Origin of the sequence: Streptomyces sp. NPDC002888, from assembly GCF_042888465.1 — a bacterium.
Classification (GTDB): Bacteria; Actinomycetota; Actinomycetes; order Streptomycetales; family Streptomycetaceae; genus Streptomyces.
In genome coordinates, this window is record NZ_JBIAPU010000041.1 from 14521 (window position 1) to 31583 (window position 17063).

16 protein-coding genes and 5 pseudogenes are annotated in these 17063 nt (G+C 68.4%); 10 read left to right on the forward strand and 11 right to left on the reverse strand.

Annotation, left to right across the window (positions count from 1 at the left end):
• Window positions 1-148: 148 nt before the first annotated feature.
• Window positions 149-1020 (reverse strand): annotated as a pseudogene (locus ACFYWX_RS43225) (helix-turn-helix transcriptional regulator).
• A gap of 804 nt (window positions 1021-1824) precedes the next feature.
• Here ACFYWX_RS43225 and ACFYWX_RS43230 point away from each other — a divergent pair.
• The 4 genes and pseudogenes from ACFYWX_RS43230 to ACFYWX_RS43245 all read left to right on the forward strand — a co-directional run.
• Window positions 1825-3213 (forward strand): FG-GAP-like repeat-containing protein, encoded by a 1389-nt coding sequence (locus ACFYWX_RS43230; RefSeq protein WP_389430809.1) that lies wholly within the window; start codon window positions 1825-1827, stop codon window positions 3211-3213.
• A 140-nt stretch (window positions 3214-3353) separates the two neighbouring features.
• On the forward strand, window positions 3354-3617 hold the full coding sequence (locus tag ACFYWX_RS43235; protein WP_389430810.1) for a hypothetical protein: 264 nt from the start codon (window positions 3354-3356) through the stop codon (window positions 3615-3617).
• Between the two features lie 10 nt (window positions 3618-3627).
• A complete protein-coding gene (locus ACFYWX_RS43240; protein WP_389430812.1) occupies window positions 3628-4131 on the forward strand; it encodes a hypothetical protein in 504 nt (167 codons plus the stop codon).
• A gap of 209 nt (window positions 4132-4340) precedes the next feature.
• Window positions 4341-4713: pseudogene (locus ACFYWX_RS43245) on the forward strand (hypothetical protein); the annotation flags it as partial.
• Here ACFYWX_RS43245 and ACFYWX_RS43250 read toward each other — a convergent pair.
• Window positions 4692-5543 (reverse strand): phosphotransferase enzyme family protein, encoded by an 852-nt coding sequence (locus ACFYWX_RS43250; RefSeq protein WP_389430814.1) that lies wholly within the window; start codon window positions 5541-5543, stop codon window positions 4692-4694. The pseudogene ACFYWX_RS43245 and the gene ACFYWX_RS43250 sit on opposite strands and share 22 nt — an antisense overlap.
• 244 nt (window positions 5544-5787) lie before the next feature.
• On the opposite strand from ACFYWX_RS43250, the gene ACFYWX_RS43255 reads away from it, so the two are divergent.
• Entirely contained in the window at window positions 5788-6132 is a 345-nt protein-coding gene (locus ACFYWX_RS43255; RefSeq protein ID WP_389430816.1) for an alpha/beta fold hydrolase, read from the forward strand.
• Between the two features lie 103 nt (window positions 6133-6235).
• Here ACFYWX_RS43255 and ACFYWX_RS43260 read toward each other — a convergent pair.
• From ACFYWX_RS43260 to ACFYWX_RS43270, 3 genes and pseudogenes are all read right to left on the reverse strand, one after another.
• Window positions 6236-6572: pseudogene (locus ACFYWX_RS43260) on the reverse strand (IS256 family transposase); the annotation flags it as partial.
• A gap of 18 nt (window positions 6573-6590) precedes the next feature.
• Window positions 6591-7673 (reverse strand): DMT family transporter, encoded by a 1083-nt coding sequence (locus ACFYWX_RS43265; RefSeq protein ID WP_389430818.1) that lies wholly within the window; start codon window positions 7671-7673, stop codon window positions 6591-6593.
• On the reverse strand, window positions 7670-8275 hold the full coding sequence (locus ACFYWX_RS43270; RefSeq protein ID WP_389430819.1) for a TetR/AcrR family transcriptional regulator: 606 nt from the start codon (window positions 8273-8275) through the stop codon (window positions 7670-7672). Before ACFYWX_RS43270 ends, ACFYWX_RS43265 begins: the two co-directional genes overlap by 4 nt.
• 418 nt (window positions 8276-8693) lie before the next feature.
• Here ACFYWX_RS43270 and ACFYWX_RS43275 point away from each other — a divergent pair, with 418 nt between their 5' ends.
• Window positions 8694-9242, forward strand: coding sequence for a YciI family protein (locus tag ACFYWX_RS43275; protein ID WP_389430821.1), 549 nt, complete (start codon window positions 8694-8696; stop codon window positions 9240-9242).
• Window positions 9243-9863: 621 nt separating this feature from the next.
• On the opposite strand, the gene ACFYWX_RS43280 is transcribed toward ACFYWX_RS43275, so the two are convergent.
• The 3 genes from ACFYWX_RS43280 to ACFYWX_RS43290 all read right to left on the reverse strand — a co-directional run bounded on the left by ACFYWX_RS43280 (window position 9864) and on the right by ACFYWX_RS43290 (window position 12524).
• Window positions 9864-10949, reverse strand: a complete 1086-nt coding sequence (locus ACFYWX_RS43280) for a hypothetical protein (protein WP_389430823.1) — start codon at window positions 10947-10949, stop codon at window positions 9864-9866.
• A gap of 191 nt (window positions 10950-11140) precedes the next feature.
• A complete protein-coding gene (locus ACFYWX_RS43285) occupies window positions 11141-11776 on the reverse strand; it encodes a Fic family protein (protein WP_389430825.1) in 636 nt (211 codons plus the stop codon).
• Window positions 11766-12524, reverse strand: coding sequence for a hypothetical protein (locus ACFYWX_RS43290; protein ID WP_389430826.1), 759 nt, complete (start codon window positions 12522-12524; stop codon window positions 11766-11768). Before ACFYWX_RS43290 ends, ACFYWX_RS43285 begins: the two co-directional genes overlap by 11 nt.
• A 179-nt stretch (window positions 12525-12703) precedes the next feature.
• Between ACFYWX_RS43290 and ACFYWX_RS43295 the strand changes: the two are divergent.
• Together ACFYWX_RS43295 and ACFYWX_RS43300 are read left to right on the forward strand one after the other, a co-directional pair.
• Window positions 12704-13620 (forward strand): annotated as a pseudogene (locus ACFYWX_RS43295) (aminoglycoside phosphotransferase family protein).
• A gap of 221 nt (window positions 13621-13841) precedes the next feature.
• A complete protein-coding gene (locus ACFYWX_RS43300) occupies window positions 13842-14384 on the forward strand; it encodes a hypothetical protein (protein ID WP_389430828.1) in 543 nt (180 codons plus the stop codon).
• A gap of 677 nt (window positions 14385-15061) precedes the next feature.
• On the opposite strand, the gene ACFYWX_RS43305 is transcribed toward ACFYWX_RS43300, so the two are convergent.
• The 3 genes from ACFYWX_RS43305 to ACFYWX_RS43315 all read right to left on the reverse strand — a co-directional run bounded on the left by ACFYWX_RS43305 (window position 15062) and on the right by ACFYWX_RS43315 (window position 16368).
• A complete protein-coding gene (locus ACFYWX_RS43305; protein ID WP_389430829.1) occupies window positions 15062-15487 on the reverse strand; it encodes a hypothetical protein in 426 nt (141 codons plus the stop codon).
• Between the two features lie 39 nt (window positions 15488-15526).
• Entirely contained in the window at window positions 15527-15694 is a 168-nt protein-coding gene (locus tag ACFYWX_RS43310; RefSeq protein WP_389430830.1) for a hypothetical protein, read from the reverse strand.
• A gap of 218 nt (window positions 15695-15912) precedes the next feature.
• Entirely contained in the window at window positions 15913-16368 is a 456-nt protein-coding gene (locus ACFYWX_RS43315; RefSeq protein ID WP_389430832.1) for a hypothetical protein, read from the reverse strand.
• A gap of 187 nt (window positions 16369-16555) precedes the next feature.
• Between ACFYWX_RS43315 and ACFYWX_RS43320 the strand changes: the two genes are divergently transcribed.
• The gene (locus tag ACFYWX_RS43320; protein ID WP_389430833.1) at window positions 16556-16771 is read left to right on the forward strand and encodes a hypothetical protein; all 216 of its coding nucleotides are present in this window, start codon (window positions 16556-16558) and stop codon (window positions 16769-16771) included.
• A 12-nt stretch (window positions 16772-16783) separates the two neighbouring features.
• Window positions 16784-17029 (forward strand): annotated as a pseudogene (locus ACFYWX_RS43325) (ATP-binding protein); the annotation flags it as partial.
• Window positions 17030-17063: the final 34 nt, after the last annotated feature.

Consider the following 17063-nt stretch of genomic DNA (forward strand, 5'->3'; position numbering starts at 1 on the left):
CGGCTCCAACTTCGGGCCCCAGGCGGCCTGCGGCCCCTGCGCGCCCTGGACGCCACCGACGACTAATGACCGGGCGCCGAGGCGGTCCGCGGATGGCGGAAATCGTGGCGCGGCCGTTCTGGCCGTACTGCCGGGCGGCCGGTGTTCGTCAGGGTGTCTTCGAGTGGGGGGCGTCTGTTGCCCTGCTGTGTACTGTGCCGGTGAGTTCGGTCTGTGAGAGTGCGGCGAGGAGTTGCAGCTTCTCGTCGCTGTCGCTGTCCTTGTCGGGGTAGTAGACGACGAGGATGACGTCGTCGATGGGGAGTTTGTCGCGGTGGAGGCGTAGTTCACCGACGACGGGGTGGTGGACGGTGGTGGTGCCTCCGTCGAGACTGCGGACGTCGTGTCGGGCCCACAGGATGCGGAACCGCTGACTGGACAGTGCGAGTTCTCCGACGAGTTCGACGAACCGGGGGTTGTCGGTGTCGTCCCCGATGGTGGTGCGAGGAGCGGCGACGAAGCTGGCGGCGGCTTTGGCCCAGTCCTGGTGAAAGGCTTGTTCCTCGGGATCGAGAAAGAGGGAACGAAGCCGGTTCTGGCCAGGCCGCAGGCGCGGGGAGAGCGCGACGGCCATGGGGTTGGAGGCCAGGACGTCGAAAGCGCGCCCTTCGACGAACGCGGGGATCTGGAGGTGGGCGAGAAACTGGTGCACCCGTGCCGGTACGTGCTCGGGCCGCTTGCGGCGCGGTGCCCTGGGGCGTGCTGCCGTGAGGCCGAGCAGATACGTCCGCTCGATGTCGTCGAGACACAGGACGCGCGCGAGTGATTCGAGGACCTGCGGTGAGGGATTCTTGTCGCGGCCGCGTTCCAGTCGCAGGTAGTGTCGGGGCTGATTCCGGCGAGCAGGGCGACTTCCTCACGGCGCAGACCGGGCACGCGGCGGTTACCGCCAGGCGGGATCCCTGCCTGCGCCGGGGAGACCAGCTCACGCCGGGCGCGAAGGTAGCTGCCGAGCCGGTTGCCGGATTCCTCATCCTTCATACCGACACCGTAATGCGGCTTGCTGTCCCGGCGTCTGCGGTCTTTGGCTGCTGTGGTCGGCCGGGAGACCGGCCACGATCCCGACGGCTCGGTCGCTGGCCGGGTACGGGGGGATGGGGGCTGGTCGCCCCAACGCTACGCGGTCTGCCTCTCCTTCATGCACGCAGCCGTCGGCAGGTGGCGGCAACAGACTGCTGACCGTCCTACACGTCCACCGACCTGCTCGAATGCGCGCTGTTCCAGACCGCATGGCAGTGAGCCGACTCGCGCAGCTGCAACGGCGACGGGGTGTGGAGTCAGACCCCGCGGTGGTCGGATGTCCAGCAGAAGCACACGGTTATCGGTCATGTGGTGGGGATGCTCGGATGACGTGCTGCTGGAAGGCGATCGAGGCCTCGGGGGTGCGGGAGTGCGGGTCATGAAGGTGGGACATTCAGCGTGCCCCCCGGGGGGCAGGCGGACGGCTCCGCCTGACGCCCGGCAATTGGTGGCCGCCCCGATGTCCGCCATCACCTGCCGTTCCACGGCATCACGGACCCAGCGCCCTTCCTGCGCCTCTTCGATGGCGGCTGACCAACACTCCCATGCGCCGTCCAGCCGGACTGTGAACGTATCCATGCCCACACGTTTCCACGCGCGACGCCGTCGGCCTTGGAGGCCGAGCAACCCGGGGACAACTGATCAAAGAGGGGCGACCGAGGAGCTGTGGGCGTCCCTGCTCTGACGGCTGCAACCCCTGGGCACGGTGAGGAGTCTTGTGGGGTGATGGTGTAGGCGTAACGAGGGGGTCTCCGCGTGTTGTCCATGCGTTCGTCATCCCGTTGGGCCGTGCCGCTGGTGGCGGGTCTGCTCGCGCTGGGCGCGGTCCCGGCGGACTTGTTGGGCGGCGCGCAGGCCGCGCCCCGGGTCCCGGTCCGCGACGACTTCAACGGCGACGGGTACGCCGACCTCGCCGTCGGCGCCCCGGGAGCCACCGTCGGTGGGCAGAGCAAGGCGGGCTACGTGGCGGTGACGTACGGCGGACCGCACGGGGTCTCCAGCAGCCGACGGGCCGTCATCAGCCGGGCCACGGGCGGCATTCCGGGCAGTCCGGTCAAGGGCCAGGGCTTCGGCACTCAGATCGCCAAGGGCGACCTGAACGGAGACGGGTACGCGGACCTGGTCGTCGGGGTCGCGACCCGGACGGGCGACGCGGTCGTGGTGTGGGGCGGGCCGCGGGGCCTGTCAGGCGGCGGGGTTTCCATCCCCGCCTCACGCGCGCTGACCGGCGACTTCGACGGCGACGGCCGGCTCGACCTCGCCCTGTTCCGCACCGGCGACTCACCGGGCGACGACCCGCTCGGCACCACCGCCACGGTGTGGACCGGCCCTGTCGGCCGCTCCGGCACCCCCGCCCGCACCAGCGCCCTTGACCCCGGCCGCCTCCAGTACGTCGACGTCAAGGACGGCGCCACGGGGGACGTGAACGGCGACGGCCGGGACGAGCTCGCGCTCGGCGTCTACTGCGGGGAAGGCAGCTACTGCACGGACTTCTACACCGGCTCCGCCTCGGGCCTGAAGTACCGGCGCGACACCATCCCCAGCGGTGACGGCGGCGTCGCCCTGGGCGACCTCAACGGCGACGGCCACGACGACGTGGCTGTCGGCTCCGCCACCGACTCGACGGTCACGGTGGCCTATGGCTCGGCCTCCGGGGTCCGTCCCCGCGGCACGTGGAAGTCGTACACCCAGGACACGCCGGGCGTGCCCGGAGCGAACGAGACCAACGACCGCTTCGGCACGGCTCTGTCCGCCGGCGACATCACCGGCGACGGCATCGACGACCTCGCGGTCGGCGTCCCCGGCAAGGAACTCGGTTACGACGACGGCGCGGGCGCCGTCGTCGTCCTGCGCGGCAGCCGGACCGGGCTGACGGGCCGGAGCGCTCAGGCCTTCACCCAGGACACGGCCGGCATACCGGGCACGGCCGAGCCGGGCGACGCCTTCGGCGCGCAGGTCGCACTCCTCGACATCAACCGCAACGGGTACGCCGACCTGGCCGCGGCGGCTTTGGGCGAGGACGGCGGGAACGGAGCGGTCTGGGTGCTGCGCGGCCGACCGACGGGCATCGTGACGGATGCAGCGACCGTCATCGGGCCGAAGGCGATCGGCGCACCGTACGCGAAGGCGGAGTTCGGCCGGGAGCTGGGGTAACGGAATTCCGAGCTCGAACCCTGCCTGCGAAAACGCTCGACGGAATTCTTCGAAGTCTTCCGGCGAGCGTCGAGCGTGTCGAAGCACCCGTTGGTGACGGAACAGCACACCTACAGAATGAGGGCTGAGGATCATGAAGCATGCGCCCGAATGACTGGCACCTCACCGAAGACGTCGACGACTTCCTCGCCCGAGCCGGAGACTTCCTGCACTCACGGCCCGCCCTGCACACCATCCCGCTGACGGTGACCGAGAAACTGCGAACATATGGGGCGGACGCATACGGCGCCCAAGCCCCTGTCTTCGGCCGACTGGAGCGAGCGGGCAAGGTCCGCGCCACCTTCTATCGCGAGAAGGACCGGTCGGCTGGTGTGGGTCGAGTAGACCCGCACCAGCCGGCATGAGGACGGCGAGATGAGCGACGAGGCCGAACGGGGCAGCGGACCGGTCCCAGTCCAATATCACCAGTTCAACATCAGCGACGAGGAGGGGCCGACCGGCCTTGACCTGGGTCGCAAGCACAACGGACTCGTGCAGGTCACTGACGGCGTCACCATCGTGCTCACCGGTATCCACACCGGCAACGTGGACGTCACCGTCACGCTCCACGAGGCCGAACCCGCGCCTGACAGCGGTGCCTGGCAGGAGATCGTGGAGGTCTCCGCACACTCCACGTCGGGCGATCTCATGGTCCGCGGCCTGATGGACGACCTGGACGAAGAACTCCCCAGCCTGTCCTTCAGCGGCCCCGGCGACTACCGGCTGCGCATTCACGCCCGTGGCCGGGACACCGCAATCGACCTCGCTCCCGATGAGGTAACCGAGTGGTACCTCATCCAGGCGTGGCCAGCGGCCGCTGCACCGGCGACGGTGCTTCGCCAAAGTGACGACTACGGCGCATCCGTACGGGCGCACTGAGCAGCCCGCGCCTCTGCCCGCCCAGCACTGCTCGGGCGGGCAGAGGCCTGTACGCCGGCACAGCCCACCAGGCCGGCTGCCGTTTCCGTCGCCGTGGTGTCCAACTCCCCTTGTTTGATCCCCAAGTGCTCGCCAGGTCCTGGCTGGCGCACGCGGGGTGCAGTTCGCCATAGCGCTTTGATGTTCAGCTCATCGTCGAAGGCGGACCCCTGGGCTTGGGCATTCTGAAACTGACCGAGGCCGTGCCAGGGCCGAGACCGGTGATCGCCCAGCTGGTGCAGGCCAACGAGGACACCGTCCGGGATGTGAACCACCGGTGCAACGAGATCGGCCTGGCCTGCCTGGACTTTCAGTGGGCGGAAAGCCGTCGCCGTGTGGTCAGCCCTGACGGCGAGGACTTCGCCATCCGGACGGCCACCACTCGACCAGTCAGGCTCGGCCAGCTCTTCACCCGCTGGTCACTGCGCAAATAGCCGCCACCCTGCGCAAAGTCCACGGCCAATTGTCCGCATCGGCCGCGAAGCACGACGCAGCCTCCTCGCCCGCCCTGGCGACCGCCATCAGCCATGGGTATCAAAGCCGTTGTGATCGAGTATTGCTCGGATCTGGCTGAGCCACTCTGTGCCCAGCTGGCGCCCGTTTGGGAGTTGGTCGCCTCGATCCCAGCGCCACGTTGTGATCATCGCCAGCACGAGGAGCCGGCACTCGCGCAGCAAGTCTTGATTGATACCCGGATAGTGCTCGCTGACTTCTTCGGGGGCATGGGCGAGGTCGAATTCGACGGGCCCACGGCAACACGTCTCAAGGTCTATGAACAGCAACCCGTTCTTCGTGGTGAGCACGTTGCCCGGGTGCGGCTCGCCGTGCAGCAGCTGCTCGGCGCCGCCGCGCTCGCCGATCACTCGTCTCAGGCTTCGTAACGTGTCGCCGAGCAGCTCCCGGTCCGCGTCGGCGAGCGCCGGAGTCTGGTCGCGGTTCGCCACGAGTTGTTGAGCCTGCTCGACTCGATCCGTGAAGTGCGGCGTCGGGACATCGAGCTTGCGCATGCCGGCGTGCAACAGCCCGAGCCCATCGGCGTAGTCGGCTGGTGAGACCTTTCGAGGTGTCACAGGTTCGTAGTAGGTCCATAGCGTGACCACGAAGCCATCACGCTCATAGACGCGTGGCTCCACTCGAGGCTCGAGAGCAGCCACAGGGCACCCGGATTCGGCAAGCCGCTGAGCAAGCTCGACTTCGAACTGTGCGACCTGATGCGCTGCCGGTGCCACCCGGGCCAGGACGTCACAAGGCAGCAGACGCAGAGTGAGCTTGTTCGAATCATGAAGAACGATCACGTCGTCGACTGTCAGGCCAAGTGATGAGGCGGTCGACATGGCCGCGGCCACCGCACACGAGGCCTCTGACGCCTGCATCGTCGCCTGGCCCCTCTCCCCTTGAGTGCTGCCCCAACTCTCAAAGCGGTGAACCTGCGCACCATACCAAGTTGTCAGTAGAGAGCCGCAGTAGGGCGACGGGCAGGGCGCGACGGGATCCGGCCGGGAGTTGAGATTCCGGCTCATCGCCTCCGCGACGTACAACGCCGTCATCCAATCCGACGCGCCTCGTAGATCATTAATTCGGTGTTCGAAATGCTGTGTGCCCCTACAGTGAAGCCCAATGACACTCCTACATGTTCATGACCATGGGGGCGATGGCCCTCAACTGGTTCTCCTGCACGGTTACGCACGGTCGCTCGCCGACTGGGACGCCTCGGCCGCCCTGCTCACCGCCGGGCACCATGTTCTCGCCGTCGACCTTCCCGGGCACGGCCGCTCTCCCGGCATCTCCCCTTGGACCATCCCCACCGTGGTGCGGCACATCGCAGATGCGCTCGCTGCGCATGGCGTGCGGGAGGCCGTTGTGGTGGGCCATTCCCTCGGCGGACTGATCGCGGTCGAGTACGCCCGGGCGAACCCGGACCGTGCCCGTGCCGCCGTGACGCCTTTCCAGACCTGTTGTTGAGACGCCTGATGTCTCGGCGGCCTGTTCCAGGAGCGGGGCGGCCCTCTCGGGTCTGCGCAGGCACCAAGGGTCTCGGCCAGGGTGCATCGAAGGCCCGCGCCTTCGCCGTGGAGCCGAGGAACTGCTCCCGCGCGCGCACGAAGTCTTCCGACGACAGACCGTGCGGACGGAGCAGGGGCGGTACTTCGCTGATCTTCGGAGACTTGCGACACCAGGGCGGCAGGATCGTCGAGAAGGCCGCTAACGCTCACCGGTGGCTCGTCGACGCCTTGTCGTTCAGCCGCGGCGCCTTCACCTCGACCCACCCCGGCCGCAGTAGTGACCTGACTTGGCTGGTGATAGCCGTTGCGGACCACCAGGCGGCGCCCGTGCTCGTCACGTTGATCGGCCAACTCGGCTATATGAGCGTTGACTTCAGCCTCCAGGGTGGCGGCCGGCATTTCTTAGGAGGTGCTGGGCTACAACAGCTCAGAAGGGTCCGCGGTGCGTGGCGCACTGGCTACGTCGGCGTCGGCCAGGGCTACGCCGTCCCACCGCACGGAGCCTGCCGCGGGCAGGAGAGCGTCCTTCTGCGGATCGCCCGCATCGTCTTCCGCAGCCGGGTTCGGGGGCTGCTGCTGTCGGCGGGTGGCGGGTGTAGGGGCAGTGAGGACGGCGAGGCACGCGATGACGAGTGCGATGCCCACCCAGCCGGTGGCAGGGAGGCGTTCGCCGACGACCAGGACGGCGAGTACGGCCGCGACGACCGGTTCGAGCAGGGAGAGTGTGGTGGCGGTGCTGGCGGGCACGTGGGCGAGGCCCCAGCCGAAGAGGACGTAGCCGGCGAACATGGGGACCAACGCCATGTAGGTGCCGACCGCGGCATTGGACCAGGAGCTGATGAGCGGGGCACCGGTGACCAGCAGGACGGGCACCAGGAGCAGTCCGCCGAGCCCGAAGACGGCGCCCATCGCGGCGCGGGAGGGGATCTCGATGATGAGCCGGTGCGCGGCCCAGGAGTAGAGGGCGTACGTCGCCGCGGCCACGATGCCGAGGGCCACGCCGAGCAGCGTGGCAGCCACGGACGCTTCGCCTGCGTCGTCGGCGGCGTGAGTGGCTTCGGCGACGCACAACAGGACGGTGCCGAGCAGGCCGAGGGTGGCTGCGAGCGCCCAGCGGCGGGTGAGCCGACGATTGTCGATGACGCGTTCGATCAGGGCTGAGGCCAGCGGGGCGGTGCCGATCGACACGACGGTGCCCACGGCGACCCCGGCCAGGTGCATGGAGCTGTAGAACGCCAGGGGATAGACCGCCACCGAGGCGGCACCCAGCAGTACCGTGCCGCGCTGATCGCGCAGGCGGGGCGCCTGACGGGTGATCTGCGGCGCGGCAACGATCGCCTGGAGCAGTCCGCCCAAACCCATAGCGACGGCGCCGATGGCGAGCGGGCCCACACCCGGAGCGAGGGTGGCTGCCGTGCCCGTCGTACCCCACAGGACCGAGGCGGCCAGCACGCACAGCGCTCCGATTCCCGCGGACCGGCCGCGGTCGATGCCCTTCACAGCCGGTCCAGCAGGGTGGCCGCGAGCGAGCGGGCGTGCTGGACGCGGTCGCCGTCGCCTTCCAGGCCGGCGCGGGCCATGGCGCCCTCCAGGAGGAAGGAGAGGTGTTCGGCCATCGCCTGCGCCTCCTCGGGGCGGTCGGGCAGCAGCTGCTCCACGTGGCCGGCGATCAGCCGCTCGACCTCCTCCTTGTGGGCGCGGACCACGGCCCGGCCCTCGTCTCCGGCCGGCAGTTCGGCAGCGGCGTTGAGCAGGCCACAGCCCCGAAATCCGTGCTCGTAGGCGAACGCCGCGTGATCGGCGTACGCGTCGAAGACCGCCAGAACACCCTCGCGCGGACCCTGGGCCTGCTCCAGTCGGGCCCGGTACAGGCCGAGCCACTCCTCGTGCCGCGCGTCCAGGTAGGCCCTGACCAGGTCGGCCTTGGAGGAGAAATTGTTGTACAGGCTCATCTTCGCCACGCCGGCCTCGGCGGTGATCGTGTCGATGCCGGTCGCCGCCACGCCGTCGGCATAGAAGCGGCGTGCCGCCGCCTCCAGCAGCCGCTCCCGGGCCGGGCGCCGTCGTCCGCTCCCCGTCGTACTCACATCGGTCTCGCTCATCACGGCCCAAACTAGATAGGTAGATAGGTAGATAGGTAGATAGGTAGATAGGTAGGTCTACCTAGATTGCCGGACGGGAGTCATGGAAGCAAGGCTGCGCACATCGGCGACGGTGCGCAGGGTCTGGGTGCCGCGCGTCGGAGACGGCAGCGGCGGTTCTCTCGAGCCCTGCCGACGCGCCCACGGTGCCAGCGGAGTAGCCGTGAAGGCCAAGTCAAATGAGAGAGGGCGCCTGCGACGGCCGTGGCCGAGCGGCACCCGACACAGGACCACGATCCGAAGTGACGGAGCACGCCCGTTGGTTGTGGCCACGCTTCCGCGACGGCCGTCTGACGGATCGCCGCCGCGTTGGGAGCGTGCGGTCATCGTCGCCAAATCCTGTTGAGATGCCCCCGTACGTCGGACAGAGTCTGTGACCATGGAGTTCCTCTGCTACCACCGCGATCGGCCCGGCTCCCTCACGTTGCGCGAGGAGTTACTGGAAGAGCACTGGTCCTACATGGACCGGTACGCGAAGGAGTTGATCGCTCGCGGCCCGACCTTCGCCGAAGACGGCGAAACACCCACGGGTAGCGTGCACATCGTCGACCTGCCCGATCTCGCCACCGCCCGCGCATTCGCCTTCGACGAGCCCAACTACCAGGCCGGCGCCTACCGGGACGTGCTGCTGCGCAGGTGGCGCAACCTACTGGGGCGCACCATGTGGGACTTCCCTGGTGGGCGGACCGGTGGCACCCGGTACCTGGTGCTCGGCCTCGGCTCGGGGCAGGCCGCCGACCTCACCGTGCCGCCCGACCGGGACGAGCTGATCGCGTACGGGCCGCTGCTGTCCGACGACGGCGCCACCTGGCTGGGCACGGCGGTGCTGCTCAGGGCCTCCGACCCGGACACGGCACGCGCCGTCCTGACGCCGGACCGGTATGCCGACATCGAAGTCCATGACTGGGAGTTCGGCGGGCGGCGGTAGTGAGCCAAGGCCCCGCCACGGCGGCACCTGGCGGTTGACTGCAGGAGCGTGCCGGCGGATCTGATCCTCCGTCTGCGTGTGCGCCGGTTCTTCTGCGATCAGAGCCACTGCCGGCGCCGGACGTGCGTGAAACAGAGGGACGGCCTGACCGAGCCGCGACGTCCTACGCGACCGTGAGACGGGCTCGGTTGCCGCCTGGCTGCACGAGCACCCGGCGCCGAGATCGTGTGCCGTGATCGTCTGATGGCTTTCACCAAGGCCATCAGGCAGGTTGCGCCTGACGTCCGGGAAGTCGCTGATCGCCGGTATTTCCTCCAGAGCCTCTCGTCGGCTGCGGAAGGACGTGCCGTCGGCACCGCGCATGTCTGCGCCGACCTGCCGCCACGGACGCCGGAGCGCCGTCGACATTCCCGGCAACGCCCCCCTGGACCGCGTGCGCCAACGCCACAGGGACGTCAACGAATCAGCTGCCGCATGGCTGTCCCTCAGCGTCATCGGCCGCCGCCTGCAACTGGACCGCTTCGGCATCGTCGAAGGCCACATCAGCGATCAGTTTCGATTCGTGTCCGCCGCAGAGCTCGGGCACCGGACTCCCGGTTCAACCCAGCGGTCCGCGTTCCGTCACGTGGCGGACAGACTCCATGGCCCGGCCGAGCGCACCTGGTAGTAGCCGCGGCCCGGCCACTGGAACGTATGCTCCCCGGCACTGCCCTCGGCCACCGTCACCCAGTAGGCGAGGCGGTCGTCCAGAGCCTCCAGCTGGATCAGGCTCGGTCCTTCGTACTGCAGAACGCCCGGACCCGGTCCCCCTCGGTAGTGCACGACATCGGACCCGGTGCCGTCCAACCCGTCGTGGAAGCGGGGGACTTCTCGAAGCGGTGCCGCAGTCACCGTCCACGCCTCCCGGCCGCCGGCAGCAAACACTCGGAAGGCGACTGCTTTCTTCCCTTCCGGCAGCGGAATCCGGGCGGTGATACGGGTGCCGTCGCCGGACAGCCGGTAGAGGCGTGAGGAGCGCCCCTTCATGCCCTCAAAGCGCAGGTTGACCCGTGCCTGCGCGTTCGTCGAGAACACCATGACGGCCGGGCGGTACGACGGCATTGCCAGCTGATGTGTCTGCTCGCCGCTGCTTCCCTTCCCGCTGACCTGCGACTGCGGGGCGCTCAACGGCGTCGACGTACGAAACCTGGCCCCGTGCGGCTGTGCGCCAGGGAGTCCGCTGACCGGGCCCGGCCGCGGAGTGATCAGGCCCGGGCCCTCCGCCAAGCGGACCGCGTCCGCTGCGCACACGGCGATGTTGCGGACGACACCCCCAGCAGGCGCCCAGCTGACCTGCCGGGCGGCCCGCCCGTGCCGCGCGTCGAAAAAGCACAGCGGCATGCGCTCCGGCAGCGGCCGGCCGGCGATCAGGGCATCCAGACAGGCCAGCGCGTGCCTGCCCTCGTCCAGTGCGCGCAGGGCGTCGAGTGCGTCGGCCCGGGTCCGGTCGCCGACGAAGTCCCGCTTCGCCTGCTCGTATGCGTCGAGAGCACGCGCCAGCTCGGCCCGCATCTCATCGGTGGCGCCGGGCTGGCCGGGGCTGAATGAATGGCCGTTCAGGGCCTCGCCGAACGCGGTGATCTCGGCCTCGATCTCGGCGAGCGCCGACTCATCGCGTGCGCGCCACGGCCACAGTCGGCGGAGCCCCCCGCCCACCCCTCTACGCATGGTCGACATCATGCCGTACGACCCCGCAGGCAGGGCCTGAGGGCAGCATTTTGGCTCCGCTCAGCCCAGATCTGCAGCCTTGATCCTACGAATTGGGCCGCCTCCGGAACCTTGCCGTCGGCGTCACGTGCGGATGTACGTGCTCACCCCCCGGCCGGACTGGTCGAGGACCCTGATGCAAGGTTGCGCTCTCAGTGGCGGGCTCTGATGGTCCGGTGATGGGTCGAGCGGATGAGGACGGAGACCAGGACAGCCAGGTCAGCTGCGCCGGCAGCGTCGTCCGCGTAACGCGTGGTCTGCAAGGGGCCAGTCTCATTCAGTCGGACTCCCTCCAGTTCCAGGACATAGGCGAGGGTGAGCATGGCGAGGCGGGCGTTGCCATCGGTGAAGGGGTGGAAGAAGGCCACGTCCAGGTAGACCCTGGCCGCGCGGGAGGCCAGGGGGACTCGCAGGTCGGCGCTGTCGCGCAGACAATGCTCAAAGTCCCGCTGGGTGTGTGGCGTTCGTGCGTAGCGTTCCCGGCCGCCCTTGGCGAAGGCATCGCCTTGTCGGAACGGAACCTCAGGCACGCCAAGGACAAGCCGCTGCCATTCAGCAAGAAGCGCGAGGGTGAGGGGGCGCTTGTGGGAGGCGTCCGCGCGCGACTGAGCCAGCGCCGCGAGCAATCGGTCGGCTCGAGCCGGATTCGAGGAACGGCCCTGCGCATCACACCAGTTGCCGAGGCCGTCCACGGTCGCCTCGACCGGGGCCGGTGTCTCACCGACCGCGGAAGTCCAGTCGATCTGGTTCCTGACACGGCACCAGGCAGCCAAGGCGTCAGCGGTCACGGTAAGGCTGCTCTCCGGTCAGGCTTACGGCAAGATCTTCTCCCACGGTGTCGATCAGGGTCCGCGACGGTTCCGTCCAGCTCTTGAATCGTCCACCGATTGCGGTCTCGACCGCGTCCTTCGCACTTTGCGGCCCCATGCCCGTAGAAGAGAGGAACCACGTCAGCACCGTGCGGCAGAGCCCGTACCAGCCGCATTCGGCACCCGTGCGGTCCACTACCACCGTCACCAGTCGGGTGGCCGCCCGTTCCAGGTGCCAGCTGCGCTCCTCTGCGTCCGCTTCGGCGGGCGGTGCCAACTGGGCGAACCGCTCGGCCAGTTCCTCCAGCCAGTCGCGCCACTCCAGCAGCGAAGCGATCACCTTGGCGGCCGTCGCTGCGGGTTCGCCTATCGAATGGGAGGCACAGCACCAACTGGTGACGATGCCACCACCACCGCCCTCGCCAACCGCCCAGTGCCATCCGCAGACCCACCGGCCGTATCGGGCTGCCAGAAGCACCGTGACCTCGGTGGTGAAGCGATGATTCTCTTCCCATCCGGCATCGGCAGGAGGCACCATCGAGGCGATCGCTGTGGCGACCTGAGAGTCCTCCTCGTCGTCCCAGGAGAAGGCAATGAGATCGGGATCGACGGCAGACCACGGCAACCAGGCCGGGGCGAGCTCGTAATTGATGGCCGTGGCGTTCCTCCAGAACCGGGCAGGGCAGGACAGCTGAGCGATCGTGCCAAACCCTCGCGGCTTTGTCATGCAAGTTTCCGGCGCCGAGCAGCAGCCGCGGACGCGCATCGCGCGTTCGTAGCAGGCGGTCAACGGCCCGGCGCCGGGGTGACCTGCTGGGGACGAGGAGGACAACCGGCGCGTCGAGCGTGTGTGCCGTCGAACGTTGCCGGAAAGGGCCGGTCACGGCCCGGCTACCGTGGCTCCGCATGACCCTCACCGAAATCGAGACCACCGCAGAGCTGGTCCGGGATCTGCTGCGCGACCAGCACCCCGACCTGGCCGATCGCCCTTTGCGATTCGGCGCGCGTGGCTGGGACAACCAGCTGTGGCGGCTCGGCGACGAGCTCGCCGTCCGGTTGCCGTGGGCCACGCAGTCCGCGGACGAACTGCTGCGCAAGGAGCACGCCTGGCTGCCGGCTCTCGCCGCGCACCTTCCCCTCCCGTCCCCGTCCCGCAGCGCCTCGGCGAGCCCTCCGAGCGGTTTCCGCGGCCCTGGATCGTCACCACCTGGGTACCGGGCACGGCCGCCGACCGCTCCCCCGCCACACGCACGGCGGAGGCAGCCGACACCTTGGCCGCCTTCCTGACCGCCCTTCACCGGCCTGCCCCCGACGGGGCCCCGGCCGGCCGCGGCCGTGGGGGGCCGCTGGCCGACCGCGCCGAGCAGTTCGCCCAACAACTGGCTTCGGCCACCGAGCTGGGTCTCGTCCCCGACCCAGACGCCGTCCGCGCCGTCTGGGAGGACGCCGTCGCCGCGCCTCACTGGACAGGGCCGGCACTGTGGCTCCACGGCGACCTGCATCCGGCCAACCTCCTCACCACGGACGGCACCTTCTGCGGCGTGATCGACTTCGGCGACCTCTGCGCAGGTGATCCGGCCTGCGACCTCGCCGCGCCTTGGATCCTGCTGCCGGACGGCGCCGCCGACCGCTTGCACGGCGCCTACCGACCGGTCCCGGACCCCGCGACCCTGCGCCGCGCCCGCGGCTGGGCCGTGCTGCGGGCCCTGAGCGGCATCCTCATCGGAGAGGCCGGCATCCACGACCGCCCTGGAGGCAAGCCCACCTGGGGGCCACCCGCACACACCTCACTGCAACGTCTTGTCGCGACGGTCCGTCGCTGATCAATCGACGCCCACGTGCTACGGCTCGAGCATGTCGGCCTGGTCAACGGTGACCGCAACGATGCCTCATATGCCTGGTATGGGTGATCGGGCGATTGGCTTTGTAGGTGAGTTGCGAGAGCGTCTGCAGCTCACGGGTGAGAGCACGCTCTTCCACGGGAGAGTGATGTCGCCGAGTTTTGAGAGCACCTGGGTGCTTGCTTCGGGACCATGGTTGTGCTTTGCACGACGAGGGGGCCGGGGTGCTGCCGAAGTCCATGGTCGATCCGTACGCGGCGATCCGCCGTGATGCACGTCAAGGCCTGTCGAACCGTGCTCTCCAGCGGAAGTACGGCGTCGGGTTTCTGATGGTGCAAAAGGCGTTGTCGTCGGCGTGGCCGGAGCCGCGGAAGCCGCTTCCGCCGAGGGTGACCCGGCTTGATCCGTTCAAGCCGTTGATCGACGAGATGCTCCGGGCGGACCTGGACGCGCCGCGCAAGCAGCGCCACACCGTGAAGCGGATCTTCGAGCGGGTGCTGGATGAGCACGGCGCGAACGAGAGCTCCTACCAGATGGTCCGCGGCTACGTTGCCGGACGCCGTGAGGAGATTCAGGTCCAGGCCGGCCGGGGTGTGGTGGAGGCGTTCGTCCCGCAGACCAACAGGCCGGAGGCGGAAGTCGACTTCGGGGACGTGACCGTGCGGTTGGGCGGCGAGGTGGTGACCTGCTACCTGATCGCGTTCCCGCCTGTCCTACTCGGGCAAGGCAGTGCACCGACCCGTTGACCGCACTATCGGCGTGTCCTGCGTGTTGGCGTGGTGAGGGCGAGGAGTCTCCGTTCGGGATGTGCCCGATGAGACGGAGATGCGATGGATCACGATGCGGAAATATCCGAGCTCGATGTGTCCAGCCTGGTGGTGGCGCGGGTCGGCAGTGTGGAAGCGACCACCGCCGCCACGCTCCCTTGGGGGTGCTCGATAGTGCGGGGCGGCCGATCGCACCGGTCAGCGAGTGCCTTCGGGAGGTATACTTGAGCTTTCCTACCTGAGCCTGCGCCAGTACCAGGCGCCCACCAGCGAGACGGTGCCGCTGCTGAAGATCAGCCCGTCCAAGACCGACCGCGAACGCGTCATCCCCGCCGACCCGGACCTGGTCGCGGTGCTCGCCGGAATCATCCGCCGCATCAAAGGCCCCGACGGGCAAGTCCCGCTGCTGAACCGGTACGACGGCTACGAGCGGGTCTTCGGCCCGCCGCTGCCGCACCTGTACCAGTGCCCCTCCCAGCACCGGCTGCAGGTCATCTCCGCGAACCGAATCCGCGAACTCCTCACCGATCTCGCCCTGCAGGCCGGCATCGTCGATGTCGACGGGACACCGCTGAGATTCATCGCCGCACGACTTCCGCAGGATTCTCTCCACGGAAACCGTCAACGGCGGCCTGCCGATCCACATCGCCGCGAAGCTACTCGGCCACTTCGATCTCAACACGACCCAGGCATACGTCGCGGTCTATCCCGAGGAGGTCATCCGCCACTACCGGCAGTTCGTCGACCAGCGCCGGACCCACCGCCCCAGCGAGGAGTGCCGCGAACCGAGTGACACCGAATGGCAGGAATTCCGTGACCACTTCAGTCTCCGCAAAGTCGCCCTCGGCACCTGCGACCGCCCCTACGGAACCCCTTGCCAGCATGAAAACGCTTGCGTCAGATGTCCCATGCTCCGCCTGGACCTGGCCCAGGAACCCCGACTTCTGGAGATCGAGAGCAACACCCGCAAACGTCTCAGGGAAGCCCAGCGGATGCAGTGGCTCGGCGAAGTCGCCGGTCTGCAGGAGAGCCTGCGACACATCGCCACCAAGAAACAACAGGTCAAGCGACTGCGAGAGCAAACTGGCCAGGGTGAAGCCGGAGAGAATGCGCTCGGGTGATCACACGTCCCGGCGCCTCTCGCTGGCCCTTTGCAACCATTGCTTGGCTGCGACGCTGTTCTCCCGGGCGACCCAGCAGTCGAAGTCCTCCACCAGATAGGCAGGGTCAACCGGCTTGAGCCGAATCTGTGCCCGCTCGTCCATCCACCAGATCTCGAAGTCAGTCACGGTCCCCTCAGTCGGCCATCTGGCAGGGTCGCGCCGCGGCATAAGGACGACATCGACGAAACCGCCTACAGATAGCCCCAGATCAACGAAAATGCCGATGGCACCGGGCTTGGGAACGTGTACGACGGTCCCGGTCAAGCACTCGCCGATCCGCAGTCGAGATCGCAGTTGCTCCCATGGTTCATCAACAGGCATCCCGCCATCCTGCCCGATCGGATCTATGGCTGGAGATCTTCGTGGAGTCCTTCGATCCTGCGACTCACTCCAGCGTGGGCTCCCCCTGCCTCCACCAGGCTCCAGCCCGGGTGTTCCTCTGAGACTTCGGCATCCCGGCCCTCGTCGAGGCATTCGAGTACGGCAAAGGCCGTATCGTGAACAGTGGCCTGAACCAGACAAAGCAGGTCACCCGGGTCGGCGCCAGCGGCTAGCAGCCGTTGAGCAGCAGGAATCGTAGTCAATGCACCTGCACGGGCCCACGAATCGACCGCCTGCCGGCGGATAGCCCGCAGTATGAGGAAGCGCGCGAGCTGCGGGATGTTCTCGCTGATCTCCGAGCGCGTCCAGCCTTCCGGATCCTCAGCGCCCAGTTCTTCGAATCGATCTCGCAGCTCACCCGCCAAGTCCTGCTTGTCCTTGGACAAGGTGGCCAACCAGTCATCCCAGGCATCAGTCATCGCACCAGCATGTCAGCACCGCCGAGCGCACCGGCGTCTGGAAGTCCATGACGCCTGGTGGGCGGCGGTCAAGGCCCACGGCCAACGGGACGGTACCCGCGCGCTCATCGAGGTCCTCCTTCTCGGCCGTCATCTACCCCACGAACACCTGGTCACCGGCCTTGCAGCGGCCCTGAAGACGGGCGCGTTGACCGCGGACGCCGTCGCGCTTGAGGCCGGCAAGGCAGCGGAGGAGGACAGCGGCACCACGGAACTCTCGCTGCCCACGGCCAGCCGGTCGAAGGTTACGTCCCTGACCTCGCGCCGCCTGGCTCACCTGCCTCCCGACAAGCGGCCGCTTCCCTCGGTCGCCCACTACGACCAGCTGCTGCGGCTACGTCGGCCGGACCACCCCCCATCCTGAAGGAGAACGACTGTGACCTCCCCCCGCCAGCGAGGACTCGCCGAGCAGGCCGCCACCGCTGCGGTCGACCAGGCATGCCGGATGCTGCGGCTGCCGACCATCCGATCCCAGTTCCCAGAACTCGCCGAGACCGTCGGCCGCGAGCAGATGTCCTACCTCGGATTCCTCTCAGAGCTGCTGCTGGCCGAATGCGACGACCGGGCCCGACGTCGCTCCGAACGGCGGATCAAGGCCGCCGGGTTCCCCCGCGACAAGTCGCCGCAGTTATCTGGGGTAGCGGTGTAGCGGCCTG

What these genes read in the sequence shown, in the direction of transcription:
- ACFYWX_RS43230 (WP_389430809.1), top strand. Translation starts at nt 1,825, where the DNA reads ATGCGTTCGTCATCCCGTTGGGCCGTGCCGCTGGTGGCGGGTCTGCTC.
- ACFYWX_RS43235 (WP_389430810.1), top strand. Translation starts at nt 3,354, where the DNA reads ATGCGCCCGAATGACTGGCACCTCACCGAAGACGTCGACGACTTCCTC.
- ACFYWX_RS43240 (WP_389430812.1), top strand. Translation starts at nt 3,628, where the DNA reads ATGAGCGACGAGGCCGAACGGGGCAGCGGACCGGTCCCAGTCCAATAT.
- ACFYWX_RS43250 (WP_389430814.1), bottom strand. Translation starts at nt 5,543, where the DNA reads ATGCAGGCGTCAGAGGCCTCGTGTGCGGTGGCCGCGGCCATGTCGACC.
- ACFYWX_RS43255 (WP_389430816.1), top strand. Translation starts at nt 5,788, where the DNA reads ATGACACTCCTACATGTTCATGACCATGGGGGCGATGGCCCTCAACTG.
- ACFYWX_RS43270 (WP_389430819.1), bottom strand. Translation starts at nt 8,275, where the DNA reads ATGAGCGAGACCGATGTGAGTACGACGGGGAGCGGACGACGGCGCCCG.
- ACFYWX_RS43275 (WP_389430821.1), top strand. Translation starts at nt 8,694, where the DNA reads ATGGAGTTCCTCTGCTACCACCGCGATCGGCCCGGCTCCCTCACGTTG.
- ACFYWX_RS43280 (WP_389430823.1), bottom strand. Translation starts at nt 10,949, where the DNA reads ATGCGTAGAGGGGTGGGCGGGGGGCTCCGCCGACTGTGGCCGTGGCGC.
- ACFYWX_RS43290 (WP_389430826.1), bottom strand. Translation starts at nt 12,524, where the DNA reads ATGACAAAGCCGCGAGGGTTTGGCACGATCGCTCAGCTGTCCTGCCCT.
- ACFYWX_RS43315 (WP_389430832.1), bottom strand. Translation starts at nt 16,368, where the DNA reads ATGACTGATGCCTGGGATGACTGGTTGGCCACCTTGTCCAAGGACAAG.